Origin of the sequence: Brevibacillus choshinensis, assembly GCF_001420695.1 — a bacterium.
Classification (GTDB): domain Bacteria; phylum Bacillota; class Bacilli; order Brevibacillales; family Brevibacillaceae; genus Brevibacillus; species Brevibacillus choshinensis.
Genome location: NZ_LJJB01000007.1, coordinates 578,551 through 597,302 on the forward strand (window position 1 = coordinate 578,551; position 18,752 = coordinate 597,302).

Consider the following 18,752-nt stretch of genomic DNA (forward strand, 5'->3'; position numbering starts at 1 on the left):
CAGAATCTCATAACAGGTTTAGGAGAATTCACATGAGCGAAATTCAAATCGGAAATAAGAAAATAGGAAAAAATCACACGCCTTTTCTTATTGCGGAAATGTCCGGCAATCACAATCAATCGTTGAACCGTGCGCTGGAGATCGTTGAAGCTGCCGCAAAAGCGGGTGCACATGCCCTGAAAATACAAACCTATACGGCGGATACGATGACTCTTGATTGTGATGAACCGGAGTTTTTCATCGGTGACCCACAGAGTCTCTGGAAAGGAAATTCCTTGTATAACATATATCAGCAAGCGCACACCCCTTGGGAATGGCACAAACCAATATTTGAACGATGCAAAGAATTGGGATTGATCGGGTTTAGTTCCCCATTTGATGCTTCCGCGGTTGATTTTTTGGAATTATTGGACGTTCCTTGCTACAAGATTGCATCATTTGAGAATACCGATTTGCCGCTTGTGCGCAAGATCGCAGGGACAGGGAAATCAATGATTATATCAACCGGCATGGCAACGTTGGCGGAGATTGATGAAACAGTTCGCACCGCAAGGGAAGCAGGGTGCCAAGACCTGATCTTGCTTAAGTGTACCAGTAGCTATCCAGCTTTACCGGACGATAGCAACATCGTAACTATTCCCCATATGCGAGAGCTTTTTCAATGTGAAGCGGGTCTCTCTGATCACACGTTGGGGATTGGCGTAGCGGTAGCGAGTGTTGCTTTGGGTGCGTCTGTAATCGAAAAACATTTTACCTTATGCCGAGCGGATGGCGGGGTGGATTCCGAATTTTCGTTGGAACCGAAGGAAATGCGTTTGTTGGCCTTGGAAAGCGAAAGAGCATGGAAATCCATAGGGGGGATCTCTTATGGCCCGGGCCAGAATGATCAGAAGTCCCTACAGTATCGACGCTCTCTGTATATCGTCCAAGATTTGCGAGAAGGGGACATGATCACTGAAGAAACCGTAAAAGCTATTCGTCCGGGTTTGGGCTTGCCGCCTAAATTCTACGAAACCTTATTGGGGAAAAGAGTGAATCGACATGTCAAAAAAGGAACGCCAGCCAGTTGGGACCTGTTTGGCTAACAATGATCGATAAAAAGGGAGATGGATCGTGAAAATCGCATTTCGGGTGGATGCGGGATATGAATTAGGGGCAGGGCATGTAATCCGCTGTGTCACAATTGCTGATGAATTAAAGTCGAGAGGGCACTCCATTATTTTCATATCAAGGGAGAACCCTGGGCATTATTGTGAATATATTCAAAAGAACGGGTATTTTGTCCACCGATTACTATCAGTTACTTCCAGCGAAGCCCATTCATTGGAAGAGATCAATGCGATGGATGCGCAGTCTACAATAAACATCATTAAAGGCGAAAATATTGATTGGATCGTAGTCGATCATTATCAACTGGATGCCAGCTGGGGGCAGGAGATGCGTCCATTTGTCAAACGCATATTGATCATTGATGAGCTAGCCAATCGTTCGCTTGAAGGTGATATCCTAGTGAATCAAGATTTACTCGAAAACCCACATGACCTTTATGCGCATTTGGTAGGGAAAGATACGAGGCTTTTACTGGGAGCAAAGTATGCGACCTTGCGTCCCCAGTTTGCGCATGCACGAAAAATGATCAGAAGACGTAATGGCGAAGTGAAATCGCTGCTGATTGGATTTGGTGGAAGCGACAGCACCAATTGTACTTTGAAATCATTGGATGCTTTGCTGATGTTCCCCAAAAAAATCCCAACGTATGTAATTGTTGGCCAAACCAATCTACACAAAGATTCATTGGAAAAACTTTGTCTGGTAGAACCCTCATTTTCATACCATTATCAGGTAGAAAATGTAGCATGCCTTATGGCACAATCCGATCTGGCAATAGGCGCGGGTGGCACGATGATTTGGGAAAGGTGTTGCTTAGGTTTGCCAAGCTTGGTAATTACCATTGCGGATAACCAACGAGTTCTTAATCAACAATTGGATAATATGGGCGCTGTCATTCATTTGGGCGATGATGGAAGTATTACGACTAGAGAAATATACCTCGCCATTCAATCCGTGCTTGAAGATAGTAATAGACTACGTGAAATGAGCCGAATAGGAATGGAAATGATAGATGGACAGGGAATCGTGCGGATCATAAATGAAATGGAATATATGTAACTACCTGCTCCCGAATATCAAGCCCTACCTTTAGGAAATGACGGGTTGAGCAATGTCTGATAAATGGGACAGGTACAGTGATAGTTTAGCTGCATAAAATAACGCAATGGGTACAAATAAAGTGGACACAACTTGATTCTAAAGACAAAGGAATGTGAAGACATGTCCGACTTAGAAACTCACTACAGGAATTTATTCCTCAAGTTCGGGGATAGTGCGGAGTCTGCCCAATACAGGGACCGAATTACCCAAGTGAAGCGTTATGAGATCTTAATTGAAATAGCTAACATTACTGGCAGCAAAGTTTTGGATTTTGGTTGCGGGACAGCGCATTTTGCCACGTTCCTCAAAGAAAAAGGCATCCAGGTGGACTATACGGGGGTAGATTTCGTCAACGAATTCCTCCAATGCGCCAAAGAGAAGCATCCGGAGTCGAAATTTTGTTCACTCGATGAAGCGTTGCAAGATACGTATGACTATGCCTTCGTGAGTGGAGTTTTCAATAATGTGATGGAAAATAATGAAAATTTTTATAAGGAAACAGTGAAGCAACTTTATCAGGTGGCGAAAAAAGGTTTGTCATTCAATATGATGAGCTCGTATGTAGACTACTACGATCAAGGGCTTTACTATGAAAAACCTGAAAATGTCTTTCAGTTTATAAAAAATGAAGTCTCCCCTTATGTAGCGATTCGGAATGATTATCAGATCAGGGACGGGGTAATTCCTTTTGAATTTGCGGTGTATGTCTATAAAAGGTAGGTTAGATGACAGACATGAGATGTGCCATCATGCAACCCACTTATTTGCCTTGGGCGGGATATTTCAACTTGATTTCCCAGGTAGACTTCTTTGTCTTTTTGGATGACGTGCAGTTTGAAAAGCAAAGCTGGCAAAGCCGTAACCGGATTCTCCTGAACGAGACCTATCATTTCTTGTCTGTCCCAGTCAGACACGTCAGCCTAACCCAGAAAATAGGTGAAGTGGAATGTGAAGACAAACATAAGTGGAGAGAAAAACACGTGCGAATGCTGAAATACACGTACGCAAAACACGCATTTCACGATGAAATGTACGAAGCTACCTTTGATCTCATTCAAGATAGATCAATCACCAGGCTGGCTGACCTTAATATTCAGCTCATAAAACGTTTCTCCCATCTTCTGGGATTGAAAGCATTATTCGTACTATCTAGTACCTTGCCGATTGAAGGGAAACGATCCAACCGTCTGTTTCATATTTGCCAAGAACTAGGGTGTGATGAATATGTAAGCCCTGTTGGATCCGCTGATTATTTACAGAAGGATGGAGTGTTTGACCAATCATCTCCAGTCAGGCTTACTTTTCAGAACTACCAATTGTCTCCTTATGCGCAAAAGGGAGCAAGCGAATTTGTCAGTCATTTATCGGTCGTGGATGTGCTGGCTAACTTGGGATGGGATCAGGCCAGAGAGTATGTGATGACGGGCAAGGTATCGTTTTAAGATCTTGGGACGATGGCTGTAATCCTTGGCAAAAGGACAAGGGGGGATTTTATTGTGCCAATCATTAAGGCGAAAAATTATATAGACGTTTACAAAATCAGGTCATCGGCAGAAGATATCCATCAGATGAGTGGTAGGCATGATAAGAGAATAACAACATTTTGCAACCAACAAATAGAAAGAGAAACTGTGCCTAGCAAGGATGATGTAGTGATTGATATCGGCTGTGGGGATGGTTCATTGCTGCAGCAAATCCATAAAGGCATCGCAAAAGGTATTGGAATTGTTCCCACGACAGAGGAGAAGTCTCGGCTTGAATCGGAATACTCCATCCCAAACCTTTCTTTTTTAAAGGGAGTAACAATCAAATTACCTTGTGAGAACGAGATGGCGACGATAGTGATATGTAATGGAGTCCTGATCTTATTGGAATCTACAGAAGAGCTCATAGCCAGTCTAAGAGAGATTCACAGAGTCTCAAGGAAAAATGCAACCATTTGGATAGGCGAACTACCACATGTTAATGAGTTTGCGTATTATCATAAAAATTATGGCGATTCAATCACGAAATGGCTCTTTTCCGAGTTTAGACAAAAAGGGATGTTTGCTGCAGCACAAGCTTTCTTAAAGGTACTTACTGCGCTACTTACCAAAGAAACATTAATCATTAATCCTAAAACGCACTTTCATATCGAACCAGCAGAATTTATCCAAATCTGTAAGGACATCGGTTTAGATGTGTTTAAATATTCAAAAAATAAAACGATTGATTCCGATGAGAATGTTGTAGAGGTTCCAACAAGATACAATTACCTGATAAGAAAGACATAGAAAAAAGGCGGATTGCCAAATGACGTCTAACCAAATAAAAGTCATCGTCATCATCCAAGCTCGAATGGGTTCGACCCGACTGCCAGGGAAAATAATGCTGCCATTGGGATCGACTGTCGTCCTTGACTATGTGGTGTCGCGAAGCAAACAAATCGGTGGCGTAACAGACGTCATTATCGCCACCTCAACATCAGACAAAGACACTCCAATTTGGGAATGGTGCAAGAAAAACCAAGTAAGTTGCTTTCGCGGATCAGAGGAAGATGTTTTATCGAGATTTTATGATTGTGCCACAGCTTACCAGCCTGATTATTTCATCCGCGTCACAAGTGATTGTCCATTTTTGGATTATCAGATGATGAATCAGATCATGAAGCAGGTAGAGGAGCAGCCGGTGGACTTCGTATTCGTTAATGGTGCCCTGCCTCGCGGACTGGAAGCTGAAATCGCATCATTTTCGGCATTGGAGACAATGAATCGCGTGGCAAGAGAGGCGAAATATCGCGAACATGTGACGTACTACGCGTATGAGCATAAGCATCAGTTTCAAACGACATCGTTTCAAGCTCCGATCTCTTTGTGCCATCCGGAAATTCGAATCACATTGGATACCGAGGATGATTATCTCCTTTGTCATGCAGTAGCACAACATTTCAACGGGGATCTATTGGTTCCTTCCCAATCCATTGTGGACTATTTGTTGGAACATCCAGAACTTGCTCAAATCAATTCGCATGTTAAGCAAAAGGACATTTAGAACATTACCATGTAATCAAGGAGACGAATCTCATGAACATGCTCGTAACGGGTGGTGCCGGTTTTATCGGTCGCTGGGTGGTAAAAAGACTGCTGGCAGACGGACATCAAGTGTGGGTGCTCGATGATTTGTCAAACGGAAGTGAATATAACTTGCAGGAATATCGAAACCACCCCAACTTCAAGGCATTTGTCCAGGGAGATATCAAAGATGAAGCAATCTTGGAACAGCTTTTCCGCAATCAATTTGATATTTGTTACCACCTGGGCGCAAGTATTAATGTGCAAGACAGTATAGATGATCCGGGTACGACTTTTCACAATGATACCGTGGGAACGTTTTTTGTTTTGGAACAATGCCGCAAACATCGAGTGAAAATTGTTTTTATGAGCACCTGCATGGTATACGACCGTTGCTATGATGAGAAGGGAATAGAAGAGTCACATTCGATCAAACCAGCATCCCCATATGCCGGCGCAAAAATCGCTGGCGAAAATATGGTGTTATCCTACTACTTTGCTTACTCTTTGCCTGCAGTCGTCATACGGCCGTTCAATACATACGGCCCTTTTCAAAAGTCTGGCGGTGAAGGCGGGGTTGTAGCGATCTTCCTAAAAAAGAAAGCAAAGGGCGAAACGCTAACCATCTACGGGAATGGCACTCAAACCCGTGATCTGCTCTATGTGGAGGATTGTGCGGGTTTTGTCGCGGAAGCGGGTTATTCTGACAAAGTGAATGGCTACATCGTAAATGCCGGGCTTGGAAGGGACATTTCAATTAATGATCTCGCACGTTTGATTGCGGGAGATGAAAATCAAATCAAACACATCAGTCATATCCATCCACAGAGTGAGATTCAGAAGCTCTTATGCAACTTTGAGAAAGCAAAACAACTACTGGGGTGGGAGCCGAAAGTTTCTCTGGAAGAAGGGATCCGATTGACGGAAAAATGGATAGTGGAAAATTTGGAGGACGACATAAACGGATAGGAAGAGTCAGGTGATGATCGTGGATACATCAGATAAGGGGACCCTTGCCATCTTCGGCGGGAAGCCAGTGCGAGAGACTTACCTTCCTTATGGTAAACAATCTATCGATGACGAAGATGTTCAAATGGTGATCAGCACGTTGCGTTCCCCATTCCTTACCCAAGGGCCGAGAATCAAGGCATTTGAAGATGAGGTCGCCCGTTTCACCGGGTCAAAATACGCGGTATCGTTCTGCAATGGCACAGCAGCTTTACATGGTGCAGCATTTGCCGCTGGCATCACGATGGGGGACGAAGTCATCACGACTCCCATGACATTCGCGGCGAGCGCAAATTGCGTTCTTTACTGTGGAGGTACGGTGGTTTTTGCGGACGTTGATTCAAATACGCTCAACATAGATATCAATGAAATCAAACAGAAACGGACGGATAGAACCAAAGCGATCATTCCAGTCGATTATACGGGACAACCAGCGGATCTTGATGAAATAATGGATTTTGCCCGAGATCATGGCTTAGTCGTCATCGAAGACTCCGCACACTCTTTGGGAGCTATGTATAAAGGAAAAAAAGTAGGATCAATTGCAGACATGACGATGTTTAGCTTCCATCCCGTTAAACATATTACCACTGGTGAAGGTGGCATCATCACTACTGATTCCGATGAGTTCTTCGAGCGGTTAATTTTGTTCCGAACCCACGGCATTACTCGGGATCTGAATTTGCTGGAAAAAACAACCGAAGGACCTTGGTATTATGAAATGCTAGAACTTGGATTTAATTACCGGATCACAGACATTCAAGCAGCGTTGGGGCTTTCCCAATTGTCAAAAATCGATTCATTCCTCGAACGCCGCAAAGCGATAGCAAAAAGGTACAACGAGGCTTTTGAAGGGCTTGAGGGAATCATCATTCCTTATCAGAAGGATGACCGTATCTCAAGTTGGCATCTATATGTCTTACGTCTCAACCTGCATCATCTGCGGGCAGGGAGGAGGGAGATATTTGAAGCTCTCCACCAAGAGAATATAGGCGTCAATGTTCATTATATTCCCGTTCATTTGCACCCCTACTACCAAAGATTAGGGTATAGGAAAGGGATTGCTCCGGTGGCTGAGGCTGAATACGGAACCATTTTGACCATACCGTTATTCCCGACTATGTCTGATCAGGATGCCAGCGATGTCATCATCGCTGTGAAGAAGGTACTAAACCATTACCGTGCAGCCCGTTGAACGCATAATTGGACGAAAATCGAACTGATAGAATAGGTTCGTTGCTTATTACGCCAATCATTCGGGTGGCATATGAATAACAATGTGGAAAAGCTTATCACAAGAACATGATAATGGGGAGGCCAATTATGCACCTTTCTCGTCATGCACTGCACAATTATTGGAGAGATCCAATGGATGGGAATCGAGCAGACTATTATATTGAGGGAATCGAGAACAGTAAATTTTTGCTTGAAAATATGAAAGGGTATTTCGATTTGCATGCAAATATTCTGGAGATAGGTTGCAATGTTGGGCGAAATCTCAACCACCTTTTTCAAGCAGGCTACCAAAATGTATCTGGTATCGAAATTAGCAACTATGCCACCGAATTGTTAAAGAAAACCTATCCTGATTTAGCGCAAAAGGCTACTATTTACAACTCTCCGGTTGAAGAGATCATTACCACTTTACCTGAAAATGGTTATGATTTGGTTTACACAATGGCAGTCTTGGAACATATCCATACGGAAAGTGAATGGATATTTCATGAAATAAGCCGGATTACAAAAACCTATTTAATTACGATTGAAGATGAAGTTGCGACTACGCTGCGTCATTTTCCTCGGAATTACAAGGAAGTTTTTGAGCCGTTGGGGTTTGTACAGGTGTATGAAGAAGCTGAGCGAGTGAAGAAAATTGTCGGGGGAACATTTGTTTTTAGAATGTTCAAAAAGATATAGCTCCCATGCATGAAACATAAGGGACATTTCTTGAGCCAAGCTGTCTCCATAGACTTGGCTCCTTATTTTAGGTATGGACCATTCCCCAATTATACGATGGATGTTTCATTTGATATCCTTCTTCATATGTATAAGAGCGGAGGAATAATTCCACAAGTCAAAGGAGGTAATTTAAATGAATCCTGACTTGGGTACCAGGACGGCCATCATCACCGGAGCTACCGGGTTCGTCGGCTATCACCTAACCCGGCATCTGGTTGCAAGCGGGTGGACTGTCCATGCCATCGTTCGACCACAGTCCAAGACGCTCTCGCTTCTACAGATGGGGAATCGGCTAACGATACACCGCTTTTACGGATCGACCGCAGAAATGATAGAACTCGTAAAGGAAATCAAGCCTGATATTGTATTCCATCTGGCCTCTCTATTCCTTGCCCAACATCAGCAGAGAGATGTTGTACCTATGATCCATGCAAACCTTACCTTTGGAACGCAGCTACTGGAAGCGATGAGCGCATGCGGCGTGTACCGTTTCGTCAATACCGGCACTTCCTGGCAGCATTACGAAAACAAGTCGTACAGTCCGGTTTGTCTGTATGCCTCAACCAAACAAGCATTTGAATCCGTCTTGACGTATTACACGGAAGCCACCCCGCTTCAAGCGGCCACATTGAAACTGTTCGATACCTATGGGCCACTTGATGCGAGACCCAAACTGTTTTCCTTACTGCAAAAAACCGCAAGAGAGCAAAATCCGTTGCCCATGTCTGCCGGAGAGCAATTGATTGACCTCGTTTACATTGATGACGTCGTAAATGCCTACTGCTTAGCGGCAGAGCGCTTGTTGGAGGGAAAAACAGCTCAAAAAAGTGAAAGTTTTGCCGTTAGCTCCGGAAACCCCGTGACGTTAAAAGGTCTGGTTTCTGTCTATGAAAAGGTATTGGGTAAGACATTACCCATTCAATGGGGAGCCCGTCCTTACCGTCCGCGTGAAGTGATGACCCCATGGAATCGGTGGGAACCTGTGCCGAATTGGCTGCCTCTCATTGATCTGGAAACGGGGATCAGAAAAATAGTGTCGCATGTGGGGTGACAACCATGATCATTCAGCAAACAAAACTAGTTGATTGCTATGAAATCATTCCCGACATCTACCACGATGAACGGGGCAGATTGACTAAAACCTTTCATCAGGATACGTTTGCGGCCCATAAGCTTCAAACACGCTTTGTCGAGCAATACTATTCTAGTTCACGGAAGAAAGTGCTGAGAGGGTTGCATTTTCAGCTACCCCCTCATCAGCATGTGAAGCTCGTGACTTGCCTGTTTGGGATTATTGTCGACGCGGTAGTAGATTTGAGGGTAGGCTCTCCAACCTATGGGCAGTTTGCCTTGTTTGATCTGCGTGCGGAGAAGGGGAACATGGTTTATGTTCCAGAGGGCATGGCCCACGGTTTTTATGTCGTGAGTGAAAGCGCCATTGTCGTGAATAATGCCTCGAGTGTCTATTCGCCTGAATATGATTGCGGCATCCGATGGGATTCGGTGGGGATACCCTGGGAAGACGAACATCCTGTCCTGTCTCAGAAGGACAGTTCGCTGGTGCCGTTCCCGCTTTTCCAGAGCCCATTTGTGTATGAGAAGTAGTTCATATCATCATGTATTTTCTATATAGTTCAGTACAAATTGTTTCACGAGGGCAAGCATTTGCTGACCGTCTTCCATGGAGTGACCTTTCACACCGAAATATATCTTTAATTTAGCTTCTGTGCCCGATGGCCGAACGCAAAACCAGGAGTCGTCCTCCAGATGGACTTTTATCACGTTAGGTGTTGGCAGTGCAAGCGGCACGACGGCTCCGGTTTTTACGTCCTTGTGCGTGCCTGCCAAATAATCCTCGATGGCGATTACTTTTTTTTAAGCTACCTCCGTCAACGGCCGGCTTCGGAAGCTTTCCGCACCGTATATACATTGACGGTTGATGCCTGGCCGCATTTCCCCACGCATTCCACCAGTTCCAAAAGACACCCAGTATTGGAAAAGTAGATAAATATTGAAATGAGGGGAGAACAAAAGTGGAACCATATATCAATGTGAAGACTAGTGTCTTCGACTTACCTGGGTATACTGAAATCACGAAAGCAAGGCTTGACCACCTGGCTTCCATGAATCTTACGTTAGCTGGAAAATCAGTCATCGATGTAGGCTGTGGAACTGGGCGTTTGACGGAGTTTCTCATAGGCCAAGGAGCAAGCGTTTTTGGCGTGGACGGAAGGGAAGACAACATACAGCAGATGCGACTTTTCTATTCAAACGTAGAGGTAGAAGTTGTGGATTTGGAAACCGATGATCTGTTAAAGTACGGTCCGTTTGACATCGTGTTTTATTATGGGATTTTGTATCGTCTTTCAGATCCATTGCATTTTATAAAGAACGCTGAAAAATTGTGCAGCGACATGATATTGATTGAAACATGCATTACCGATGCATTGGAACCGCTATGTAAAATCGAGATCGAAGACGGTACGAACAATTCCCAATCTATTCATCATGCCGGTTCCCGTACGAGTCCAGCCTACGTCATATTTTGTTTGAAAAAAGCGGGTTTTCCATATGTTTATCCACCTGTAGAAAAGCCTGCTCATCCTGATTTTCTTCACGAAAAAAAATATGATTATGCGTCCTACAACAATGGACGGCTTATCCGTGAAATTTTTGTCGCCTCTAGAAATCTATTGAATAATGACCGGCTTGTGCTGGTCGGATAAATAGGCCATTTTCAGAAGATGACTTTTGGATGAGTGGTGTCCTGGGAGAGAAGAATCAATAACCGTCAGAGTGTTTAACCCTGACGGTTTTCGTAATGGATGATTGTTCACTTATGCGGAGCATAGAACGAAAAACAGCTTATTGACATATTTATAAGAGATAAACGATTGAGGGAGAAAGCAATGTATTCATACATCGTGTCGGGGGATTGTCATGGGGAGTATTTTCGATAAAACAGACCCTCCTAAAGATCTTTACTTTTCTGCAAAGCAATGGATTCATTCGTGTTTTGAACATCCAGAGGAACTTCAACCATTTTACAAGGAATGTCTCGCTGAAAACAGTCCATTTATAGCGATATCCAGTAAGGAGAAGATGGGGTGGCCCCAGCTGGTTAAACCGCGACCACATTATATCGTCGCGATGCCTATGGGCAGGGTCTGGGGGGAAAATGGTGCGGTCATTAGCCCCGACAACAAATTGATCTGGGATGCTTCCCATGAAATCATGACGAAACCTCATGAACATTCCCTCTTCTCACAGCAAAAATTGCCTCCTGTCACCTTCATTCCAGAAAATTTGGCGGTACTCACCCATATGGAAGGATACAGTTATTATTTTTGGATGTTTGATGTTTTGGCACGAATTGAGTTACTTCGCCGCAATGACATACAAATAGACAGGTATGTCTTCACATCGATGACACGTGCGTTTCAGGAAGAGACGTTACTGAGGCTGGGTGTCACATGTGAAAAACAAATCATTTGCGACAATCATACCCATATTCAAGGACTTGAACTGATTGTCACTCCTTTGGTGGCCGATACGGGAATGACACCGAAATGGGTCTGTGAATTCCTCAGGGAAGAGTTCTTGGAAAAGCCGGGGATAAAGCCATCACGGGATTTCAAACGGATTTACGTAAGCCGTGGCGATGCAAAACGAAGACAGGTAAAAAATGAGCAAGATGTAATGGATTATTTGAAAAGATATGGATTCGATTGTGTGCTCTTGGATGGATTATCGGTAGCTGAACAGGCACAAATCTTTTTTTCGGCGGAAGTGGTCATCGCTCCCCACGGAGCAGCCCTTACGAACCTCGTCTTTAGCAAACCAGGCACGAAGGTCATCGAACTGTTTTCCCCGCTTTGGCTGCGCCACACTTACTGTATCATCAGTCAACACTTCGACCTGGATTATTCCCGACTAATAGGAATTGGACACGGGTCATCTGTCATTTTGTCCTCCCCCTTATCTGATATTCAAATCGCATTGGAAGCCGACATCACTGTCAACATTGGTCAATTAGCAAAGCAGCTGAGGGCTGCGGGCGTTCATTAATTTGATCAGGAGGGAATGTGAATGTTTTCAAAACTCCAGCAGTTGCCACAGACTCCCGTAGCCGTGGCTTTCACTCCCAATTCCGTACTGAATCTCAGTCAACCACAGACTGTTGCACCCGCTTGCGTCATGATAAACGGGACACGTTTTTCTACATGCACAGATGTTGGATGGTTCAACAGCAACCGGTACCTGGCTACGTTGAATTTTGCGGCGGAAACCCTTCATGTCTATGCATTTCATCCGCAAGATCACTCACTTACTCTTGTGCAAACATGGAGCAACCAAGATGGCATGCAAATGCAATGGCCAGAGAAAATGGCATTCTCAAAAGACGGTCGCTATCTTGCCATTTCGAATATCAAAGGCCATTTGCCTTCACTCAATTTGTACAGCATTGATTCTCAAACGCACTTGATTAATCCCGTTCCTTTCAAAGTGATCGAACACTCCCATGCTAACCATGGTGTGCGGTTTACGCCGAATGGTCAATACTTGGTTAGCAGTACGATAGATGACGAAGGCCTGATTCTTATCTACAAGCTTGAGCGTGAGCCAAATGGCACTCTCGACGTCACGCTTTCACAGGTTGTGCAAAACCCCTACTTACCCTTGAAACCGAAATCGGTTAACTTTTCCAGTGACGGCTCACTCATGGTTGTTTGTTACTCTCCCAATGCGGATCGAATTTATCAACACAGTGGTGCGTTGGTTATATATGCCTTTGACAACGAAACGGGGACCATTCGTCCGCAACCTCTGTGTGAACGGATCGGATTGCCAGAATTGCAATATCCGGACGATGCATGTTTTTCTCATGATGAAGAGTCCAGCATTCTTATTGTTCCGACTCAGGGAGACCATTCGATTCTTTTTTATCCTTTTGATAAAAGGACCAGCCAGATAGATCCTCAATTCTTTGCCTTTACCAATCCGGAAGCTCAACTTAGCTTTCCGCATGGTGTTTCGCTTTCCTCTGACGACAATTATCTCGCCGTTTCCAATTATGGAGACGATAAAGTTACGGTTTATTCCATGAAACAGGCGATACAAAGCGAATAACCACCAATAAAATGGCAATAGAAACACTGCCATGGAGAGCGAGATGCCTCTTGGAATCATGTGAAGGGGGGAGAAATGGGCCAATGAAAACAGCTTTCCTAACCGGAATCACCGGCCAAGACGGTGCCTATCTGGCAAAATTCCTGCTGGAAAAAGGCTACCGGGTGGTGGGGCTGGTTCCTCGTCGTAGCACTCTGGATCGCTGGAGATTGGAGTACTTGAATATTGCGGATGAAGTGGAATACATGGATGGAGATATTCTGGATCTCTCGTCACTAACCAGGGGGATCAAAAAATCGAAGCCGGATGAAGTATACCATTTGGCAGCTCAAAGCTTCGTGGGTTCTTCGTGGGAGCAGCCGATCCTGACGGCACAGTCTACAGGGATGGGTGTTTTGTACGCACTGGAGGCCATTCGCGAAACCGACCCAAACATTAAAATGTACCAGGCGTCGTCGAGTGAACTGTACGGCCTGATCCAGGAGTCGCGGCAGTCCGAGGAGACGCCTTTTTATCCGAGGAGTCCGTATGCCGTATCCAAATTGTTTGGTTACTGGATGACGAAAAACTACAGGGAGAGCTTTCAGATGTACAGCTGCAATGGCATTCTGTTCAATCATGAATCTCCTCTGCGCGGACTTGAATTCGTCACACGGAAAGTAACACACGCAGTCGCACGGATCGCAACCAATCTGCAAAAAGAGCTGAGACTGGGCAATATTCAGGCGAAACGTGACTGGGGCTTTGCGGGGGATTACGTAGAAGCGATGTGGCTGATGCTGCAGCAGTCAAAACCAGACGACTTTGTTATCGCCACAGGCAAAACTTCGACGGTCGAGGAGATGTGCAAAATTGCTTTTGACTATGTCGGCCTCAATTACCAGGATTACGTGGTCATCGATCCTGAGTTTTATCGGCCCGCGGAAGTGGACATCCTACTGGGCAATCCTGAAAAGGCGAAGCAGGAGCTGGGCTGGACGCCGAAGACCAAGCTCGAGCAGCTCATTCACATGATGGTCGAGGCAGATTTGCAGCGTGTGGCAAAGACTCCATGATGACGAAGACGAAAAAAACGAGGCTGCCCAGAGCAACCTCGTTTTTCATGTACATAATGATCCAGGTTATTAAAAAGCAGCTTTTCCCGCGAACCACGCAATCATGCGCTTGTTGATTTCTTCCTCGGAGAGATCCTCAAACAGTCGGGCGTTTACGATCATGTCGTATAGGCGTTCCATCGGCTCTCGGCCATCTGCTTTTTTTGCTTTGGCATCGTTTTTCAGGAGCTCCCACGTGTGTACGACAAAGTCGCGGCGGTCGACTTCTTGCTTGTGAAAGAAAAATTCGATTCGCTCGACATGATCGAGGAAATCACTACCGAAACGCTCTTCTGCTTTTCCTCGCAGCAGCGCGATTTCAGCTTCGTACATCGGGCGTTCATTGCCTTTTTCCTTGGAAATCCAAGGGGTTTCCAGAATGAGTGGCAGGTGACGAATCTTTTCGTGCTCCACGATGTACTTCATGGCGTCAAAGCCGATCAGCCCTGCACCTACAGGAGCATGACGGTCTTTGCCCGCCCCGCGGAAGTTTTTGCTGTCGTTTAAGTGGACAACCGAGAGTCGATCCAGACCGATCACGCGGTCAAACTGGTCGAGTACTCCATCGAAATCGTGGACGACATCATAGCCAGCATCATGAATATGGCAAGTGTCCATACATACTTTGAGTCGGCTGTTGTCGTCTACTTTTTCCATGATCGCCGCCAGCTCTTCAAAGCTGCGGCCGATTTCAGTCCCTTTGCCCGCCATCGTTTCCAGGGCAATGTTGACATCTGTGTCCTTGATGCCACTGAGAACTTCATTTAAGCCTTCCGCGATGCGTGCGATTCCGAATTCTGCATCCTTATCTGTGAAGGCACCCGGGTGTAGTACGATGTTCTTTACGCCCAGATAGTTCGTCCGGCGAATTTCCTCCTGCAAGAAATTGACGGCGAGCTCGTAGGTGTCATCCTTGTAAGAACCCAGATTCACGATGTATGGCGCGTGGACGACGATTTCGTCCATGCCTTGCTTGTCCATCACAGCTTTGCCTTCCTCGATATACTGGTCTTCAATGGGTTTGCGCCGTGTATTTTGCGGGGCTCCTGTATAAATCATGAACGTGCTCGAGCCGTAAGCGACAGCTTCTTCCGCTGCATTCAGCAGTCCTTTGCCAGAGAACGATACGTGCGATCCGATCTTTACCATACAGCAATCATTCCTCTCTTTTCTGGTAGAGCGCAAAGCTACAAGTGTCTCCTTCATAAAATAGCGTAAGATGCCCAATTAGTCCATCCAGATGGTATATAAATTGGAGTATTTCGAGCTTCGATATCTTGCTAACCTATTCGAGAATGAGTACAGAACGCCTTGGCAGAGGGTATACTGACGAAGGAGGTGAAGTGGGAATGGAAACAGCAAGTACCAATCAACATCAGCTGACGGATGAAAAATGGCAGGCAATAATCCACAATGACGCTTCGTATGATGGGAGCTTCTTCTACGCGGTCAAGACTACTCGCATCTTTTGCAGGCCGTCTTGCAAGTCCAAAGCACCGAATAAGGAAAATGTGCGTATCTTCGCGAATCCGCAGCAAGCTCTTACCGCCAAATTTCGTCCATGTAAACGATGCAAGCCGACAGGTCAACGTTTGCCTGACAGGGAGTGGGTGGAGCAAATCACCCAGTACATCGATGAGCATTTCCGAGAGAGGCTAACGCTCGAGAGCTTGGCAGAGGAATGCCATGGCAGTCCGTACCATTTGCATCGCACCTTCAAACGAATCAAGGGAGTCACTCCGGTCGAGTACGTGCAGCAAACGAGGATCCAAGCGGCACAGGAGATGCTCGTTCATACAGACCATTCGATTGCGGAGATCGCCTCGTCGGTAGGTATGCAAAACACGCCGTATTTCATGACTTTATTCAAAAAAATGACAGGGCGTACCCCTACAGAGTATCGCCAATTTACTCATAATCTACCGTCTGCGGAGGTGTTTGTTCATGAAAAATGAAAAGAAACGGGAATTGTACTGGACATGGCTGAGCTATGAGGGCTGGAATCTGTACATGGCAGCGACCTCAAGAGGCTTATGCTTCGTCGGTTCCCAGGATCAGCCGTGGGACGAACTGGCTCAGTGGGCCAGTCAGCGCTTCCCTGGCAGCACGCTGGTACGTGATGATGAGAGGCTGCAGCCGTACGTTGCGCCGTTGATCGAATACCTTCGCGGTGAGAGAGAAAGCTTTGACATTGCTCTCGATGTTCACGGCACGCCTTTTCAGCTCGCTGTCTGGGAGGCACTTTGCCAGATTCCTTTTGGGCAGACACGGACTTACTCCGAAATCGCGACGCAGATTCAAAGGCCTGCGGCGGTGCGTGCGGTAGGAGCAGCGATCGGAGCCAATCCTGTATTGATTGCTGTGCCGTGCCATCGGGTGATCGGAAAAAATGGTGCACTGACTGGCTATCGTGGCGGGATGGAAATGAAAGAAGTCCTGCTCCAGATCGAACAGGTAGAGACGCGTGCCCAGAGGAGGCCATTGCGTGCCTGAGCGTATGATGGATCGAATCGCCGCACTTGACTGGGAGAATCTGCAACAAATGCTGGACGAACAAGGCTATGCGGTACTGCCGCCCTTGCTAGGCGCTGAGGAATGCCAGAAAATGATAGAGACGTATGAACAGCCACCCCTTTTTCGTAGCACGATCGATATGGCCAGATATCGCTTCGGAATGGGAGAATATAAATACTATTCTGCGCCGTTGCCGGATTTACTCCAGGAGCTGCGTAAAGGATTCTACCCTCAGCTGGCGATAGCTGCGAATCGTTGGCTGAATCAGCTCGGACGAGAAGCGATCTATCCGGCTGGCTTGTCAGAATTTCTCGATCATTGCCACCAGCACGGACAATCACGTCCGACACCGCTGATCTTAAAGTACGAAGCTGGCGGATATAACTGTCTGCACCAGGATTTATACGGTGACGTATTTTTCCCGTTCCAGGTCGTATTCGTCTTAAATCAAAAGGAAAAGGATTATACAGGAGGAGAGTTCCTGCTCGTCGAACAGCGACCACGTGCACAGAGCAGAGGTCATGTCCTGTCGCTAGAGCAGGGAGCGGGCCTCATCTTTCCTACCCAACACAGACCGGTGGCAGGTGCGCGCGGTTATTACAAGACCACTCTTCGCCATGGCGTGAGCACGATCACATCTGGGACAAGGTATAGTCTCGGGATCATTTTTCATGATGCGAAATAAGTGAGTAGGCACGTGCAGAGAGGGACGTTTTGAAATGAACATGGAGATTCGTGAAAAGTATCCGAAGACCTTGCTGAATAAAGGAACAGGATTTCTGACGGATTATAGTCATTCTTTGAATCCTTATACGGGCTGTTCCTTTGGCTGCTCGTACTGCTATGTCCGGCAGATGCCCGTTTCGCTTTTCCGACAGGACGAGTGGGGAACCTGGGTGGACATCAAGAAAGAAGCGGCTAGTCTCTTGCGAAAAGAGCTATCGCGAGCCAAAGCAAAGGGGAAAGTCACCATCTTCATGTCCTCTAGCACAGACCCGTACCAGCCTATTGAATACAAGGAACAAGTGACGAGATCGCTGCTTGAAGTCATGGTCCAAGAGCCTCCTGATTTTTTGTTCGTGCAGACCCGTAGCCCACTCGTTACCCGCGATAGTGATTTACTGCTGCGACTGCGAGAGCGCGTCCGGGTCAGCATGACGGTAGAGACGGACCGCGAAGACATACGCAAAGCCTATTCCCCACAGGCACCTCCTATTCAGGCGAGGCTCAAGGCGCTTGCTCAGCTAAAAGAGGCAGGAGTGCCGACACAAGCGACGATTGCTCCATTACTGCCGAGCAGTGAAGCCTTTCCGGAATTGCTAGCTCCGCTCGTCAATCGCGTCTGTGTGGACGATTATTTTATGGGGGATGGCAGTGGGGGCAAACGTACGCGCAGCCTCGGTATCTACAAGCTGTACAAGGAGTTGGGGCTGGAAGAATGGTATCATCCTGCGGCGTACAAAATCGTCTATGAGAGATTGAGACGTGTGTTTGCAGACGATCAGCTCTATTTGAGCCAAAAAGGGTTCGCGCCATAAGTGAATAACAGACTATGCTATTTGCAAAAATGGCACCCTACTTCCTGAAAGAGTGGGAGAGTAGGGTGTTTTTTTGTTTGGAGAAAGAATTGTTACCCTGTTGCGGAATGCGATGAACCAATTAAACGCAATGGGTTCATATGTTAATACACAAGTAAAAGGAACAGGCAGTCTCTATTCTCTGGGATATAGCAGGAATATCGATGTTGCCAGCTGGTTTCAGTTATTGGCATGGTGCTGATTTATTC

21 protein-coding genes are annotated in these 18,752 nt (G+C 46.0%); 19 read left to right on the forward strand and 2 right to left on the reverse strand.

The features are described from left to right. The first annotated feature begins 32 nt into the window (after positions 1-32). The 11 genes from pseI (at position 33) to AN963_RS02775 (ending at position 9,833) form a co-directional block, all read left to right on the forward strand. Entirely contained in the window at positions 33-1,085 is a 1,053-nt protein-coding gene (pseI, locus tag AN963_RS02725) for a pseudaminic acid synthase (protein WP_055743024.1), read from the forward strand. 28 nt (positions 1,086-1,113) lie between these two features. Further along, positions 1,114-2,169 (forward strand): UDP-2,4-diacetamido-2,4,6-trideoxy-beta-L-altropyranose hydrolase, encoded by a 1,056-nt coding sequence (gene pseG, locus AN963_RS02730; RefSeq protein ID WP_055743025.1) that lies wholly within the window; start codon positions 1,114-1,116, stop codon positions 2,167-2,169. Positions 2,170-2,421: 252 nt separating this feature from the next. Further along, positions 2,422-2,931: a class I SAM-dependent methyltransferase gene (locus AN963_RS02735; protein ID WP_161827249.1), complete on the forward strand. Its 510-nt coding sequence runs from the start codon at positions 2,422-2,424 to the stop codon at positions 2,929-2,931. A 5-nt stretch (positions 2,932-2,936) separates the two neighbouring features. Further along, positions 2,937-3,653, forward strand: a complete 717-nt coding sequence (locus AN963_RS02740; RefSeq protein WP_083496767.1) for a WbqC family protein — start codon at positions 2,937-2,939, stop codon at positions 3,651-3,653. Between the two features lie 54 nt (positions 3,654-3,707). After that, positions 3,708-4,484 carry a class I SAM-dependent methyltransferase gene (locus AN963_RS02745; protein ID WP_055743028.1) on the forward strand — a complete coding sequence of 259 codons (777 nt, stop codon included), beginning with the start codon at positions 3,708-3,710 and terminating at the stop codon, positions 4,482-4,484. Positions 4,485-4,518: 34 nt separating this feature from the next. Further along, positions 4,519-5,241, forward strand: a complete 723-nt coding sequence (locus tag AN963_RS02750) for a cytidylyltransferase domain-containing protein (RefSeq protein ID WP_055744424.1) — start codon at positions 4,519-4,521, stop codon at positions 5,239-5,241. Between the two features lie 32 nt (positions 5,242-5,273). Further along, complete coding sequence (locus tag AN963_RS02755) at positions 5,274-6,230, forward strand: SDR family NAD(P)-dependent oxidoreductase (RefSeq protein WP_055743029.1); 957 nt, start codon at positions 5,274-5,276, stop codon at positions 6,228-6,230. Between the two features lie 13 nt (positions 6,231-6,243). Further along, positions 6,244-7,464 (forward strand): UDP-4-amino-4,6-dideoxy-N-acetyl-beta-L-altrosamine transaminase, encoded by a 1,221-nt coding sequence (gene pseC / locus AN963_RS02760; protein WP_055743030.1) that lies wholly within the window; start codon positions 6,244-6,246, stop codon positions 7,462-7,464. A gap of 173 nt (positions 7,465-7,637) precedes the next feature. Beyond that, a complete protein-coding gene (locus AN963_RS02765) occupies positions 7,638-8,186 on the forward strand; it encodes a class I SAM-dependent methyltransferase (RefSeq protein ID WP_236707860.1) in 549 nt (182 codons plus the stop codon). A gap of 175 nt (positions 8,187-8,361) precedes the next feature. Next, positions 8,362-9,279, forward strand: a complete 918-nt coding sequence (locus tag AN963_RS02770) for an NAD-dependent epimerase/dehydratase family protein (RefSeq protein WP_055743032.1) — start codon at positions 8,362-8,364, stop codon at positions 9,277-9,279. A gap of 5 nt (positions 9,280-9,284) precedes the next feature. Next, on the forward strand, positions 9,285-9,833 hold the full coding sequence (locus tag AN963_RS02775; RefSeq protein ID WP_055743033.1) for a dTDP-4-dehydrorhamnose 3,5-epimerase family protein: 549 nt from the start codon (positions 9,285-9,287) through the stop codon (positions 9,831-9,833). Between the two features lie 9 nt (positions 9,834-9,842). Here AN963_RS02775 and AN963_RS31755 read toward each other — a convergent pair whose 3' ends face one another. Beyond that, a complete protein-coding gene (locus tag AN963_RS31755; protein ID WP_330218827.1) occupies positions 9,843-10,037 on the reverse strand; it encodes a hypothetical protein in 195 nt (64 codons plus the stop codon). Positions 10,038-10,261: 224 nt separating this feature from the next. On the opposite strand from AN963_RS31755, the gene AN963_RS02785 reads away from it, so the two are divergent. From AN963_RS02785 to gmd, 4 genes are all read left to right on the forward strand, one after another. Then, the gene (locus AN963_RS02785) at positions 10,262-10,954 is read left to right on the forward strand and encodes a class I SAM-dependent methyltransferase (RefSeq protein ID WP_055743035.1); all 693 of its coding nucleotides are present in this window, start codon (positions 10,262-10,264) and stop codon (positions 10,952-10,954) included. 376 nt (positions 10,955-11,330) lie between these two features. After that, complete coding sequence (locus tag AN963_RS02790) at positions 11,331-12,296, forward strand: glycosyltransferase family 61 protein (RefSeq protein ID WP_161827250.1); 966 nt, start codon at positions 11,331-11,333, stop codon at positions 12,294-12,296. A gap of 21 nt (positions 12,297-12,317) precedes the next feature. Continuing rightward, positions 12,318-13,358 (forward strand): beta-propeller fold lactonase family protein, encoded by a 1,041-nt coding sequence (locus AN963_RS02795; RefSeq protein ID WP_055743037.1) that lies wholly within the window; start codon positions 12,318-12,320, stop codon positions 13,356-13,358. 83 nt (positions 13,359-13,441) lie between these two features. After that, complete coding sequence (gene gmd, locus AN963_RS02800; protein ID WP_055743038.1) at positions 13,442-14,413, forward strand: GDP-mannose 4,6-dehydratase; 972 nt, start codon at positions 13,442-13,444, stop codon at positions 14,411-14,413. 69 nt (positions 14,414-14,482) lie between these two features. On the opposite strand, the gene AN963_RS02805 is transcribed toward gmd, so the two are convergent. Next, a complete protein-coding gene (locus AN963_RS02805) occupies positions 14,483-15,601 on the reverse strand; it encodes a deoxyribonuclease IV (RefSeq protein WP_055743039.1) in 1,119 nt (372 codons plus the stop codon). Between the two features lie 200 nt (positions 15,602-15,801). On the opposite strand from AN963_RS02805, the gene AN963_RS02810 reads away from it, so the two are divergent. The 4 genes from AN963_RS02810 to AN963_RS02825 are packed head-to-tail and all read left to right on the forward strand — an operon-like array spanning position 15,802 to position 18,504. Beyond that, on the forward strand, positions 15,802-16,407 hold the full coding sequence (locus tag AN963_RS02810; RefSeq protein WP_055743040.1) for a bifunctional transcriptional activator/DNA repair enzyme AdaA: 606 nt from the start codon (positions 15,802-15,804) through the stop codon (positions 16,405-16,407). Continuing rightward, positions 16,397-16,945, forward strand: a complete 549-nt coding sequence (locus tag AN963_RS02815) for a methylated-DNA--[protein]-cysteine S-methyltransferase (protein ID WP_055743041.1) — start codon at positions 16,397-16,399, stop codon at positions 16,943-16,945. The genes AN963_RS02810 and AN963_RS02815 overlap by 11 nt, the downstream gene beginning before the upstream one ends. Positions 16,946-16,949: 4 nt before the next feature. Further along, a complete protein-coding gene (locus tag AN963_RS02820; protein WP_083496876.1) occupies positions 16,950-17,651 on the forward strand; it encodes a 2OG-Fe(II) oxygenase in 702 nt (233 codons plus the stop codon). A 34-nt stretch (positions 17,652-17,685) separates the two neighbouring features. Beyond that, positions 17,686-18,504 carry an SPL family radical SAM protein gene (locus tag AN963_RS02825; RefSeq protein ID WP_055743043.1) on the forward strand — a complete coding sequence of 273 codons (819 nt, stop codon included), beginning with the start codon at positions 17,686-17,688 and terminating at the stop codon, positions 18,502-18,504. The last annotated feature ends 248 nt before the right edge of the window (positions 18,505-18,752 follow it).

Coding starts and splice junctions, on each gene's coding strand:
- pseI (WP_055743024.1), top strand. CDS start 33: ATGAGCGAAATTCAAATCGGAAATAAGAAAATAGGAAAAAATCACACG.
- AN963_RS02740 (WP_083496767.1), top strand. CDS start 2,937: ATGACAGACATGAGATGTGCCATCATGCAACCCACTTATTTGCCTTGG.
- AN963_RS02755 (WP_055743029.1), top strand. CDS start 5,274: ATGAACATGCTCGTAACGGGTGGTGCCGGTTTTATCGGTCGCTGGGTG.
- pseC (WP_055743030.1), top strand. CDS start 6,244: ATGATCGTGGATACATCAGATAAGGGGACCCTTGCCATCTTCGGCGGG.
- AN963_RS02765 (WP_236707860.1), top strand. CDS start 7,638: ATGGATGGGAATCGAGCAGACTATTATATTGAGGGAATCGAGAACAGT.
- AN963_RS02770 (WP_055743032.1), top strand. CDS start 8,362: ATGAATCCTGACTTGGGTACCAGGACGGCCATCATCACCGGAGCTACC.
- AN963_RS02775 (WP_055743033.1), top strand. CDS start 9,285: ATGATCATTCAGCAAACAAAACTAGTTGATTGCTATGAAATCATTCCC.
- AN963_RS02790 (WP_161827250.1), top strand. CDS start 11,331: ATGGGGTGGCCCCAGCTGGTTAAACCGCGACCACATTATATCGTCGCG.
- AN963_RS02795 (WP_055743037.1), top strand. CDS start 12,318: ATGTTTTCAAAACTCCAGCAGTTGCCACAGACTCCCGTAGCCGTGGCT.
- gmd (WP_055743038.1), top strand. CDS start 13,442: ATGAAAACAGCTTTCCTAACCGGAATCACCGGCCAAGACGGTGCCTAT.
- AN963_RS02805 (WP_055743039.1), bottom strand. CDS start 15,601: ATGGTAAAGATCGGATCGCACGTATCGTTCTCTGGCAAAGGACTGCTG.
- AN963_RS02810 (WP_055743040.1), top strand. CDS start 15,802: ATGGAAACAGCAAGTACCAATCAACATCAGCTGACGGATGAAAAATGG.
- AN963_RS02815 (WP_055743041.1), top strand. CDS start 16,397: ATGAAAAATGAAAAGAAACGGGAATTGTACTGGACATGGCTGAGCTAT.
- AN963_RS02820 (WP_083496876.1), top strand. CDS start 16,950: ATGATGGATCGAATCGCCGCACTTGACTGGGAGAATCTGCAACAAATG.
- AN963_RS02825 (WP_055743043.1), top strand. CDS start 17,686: ATGAACATGGAGATTCGTGAAAAGTATCCGAAGACCTTGCTGAATAAA.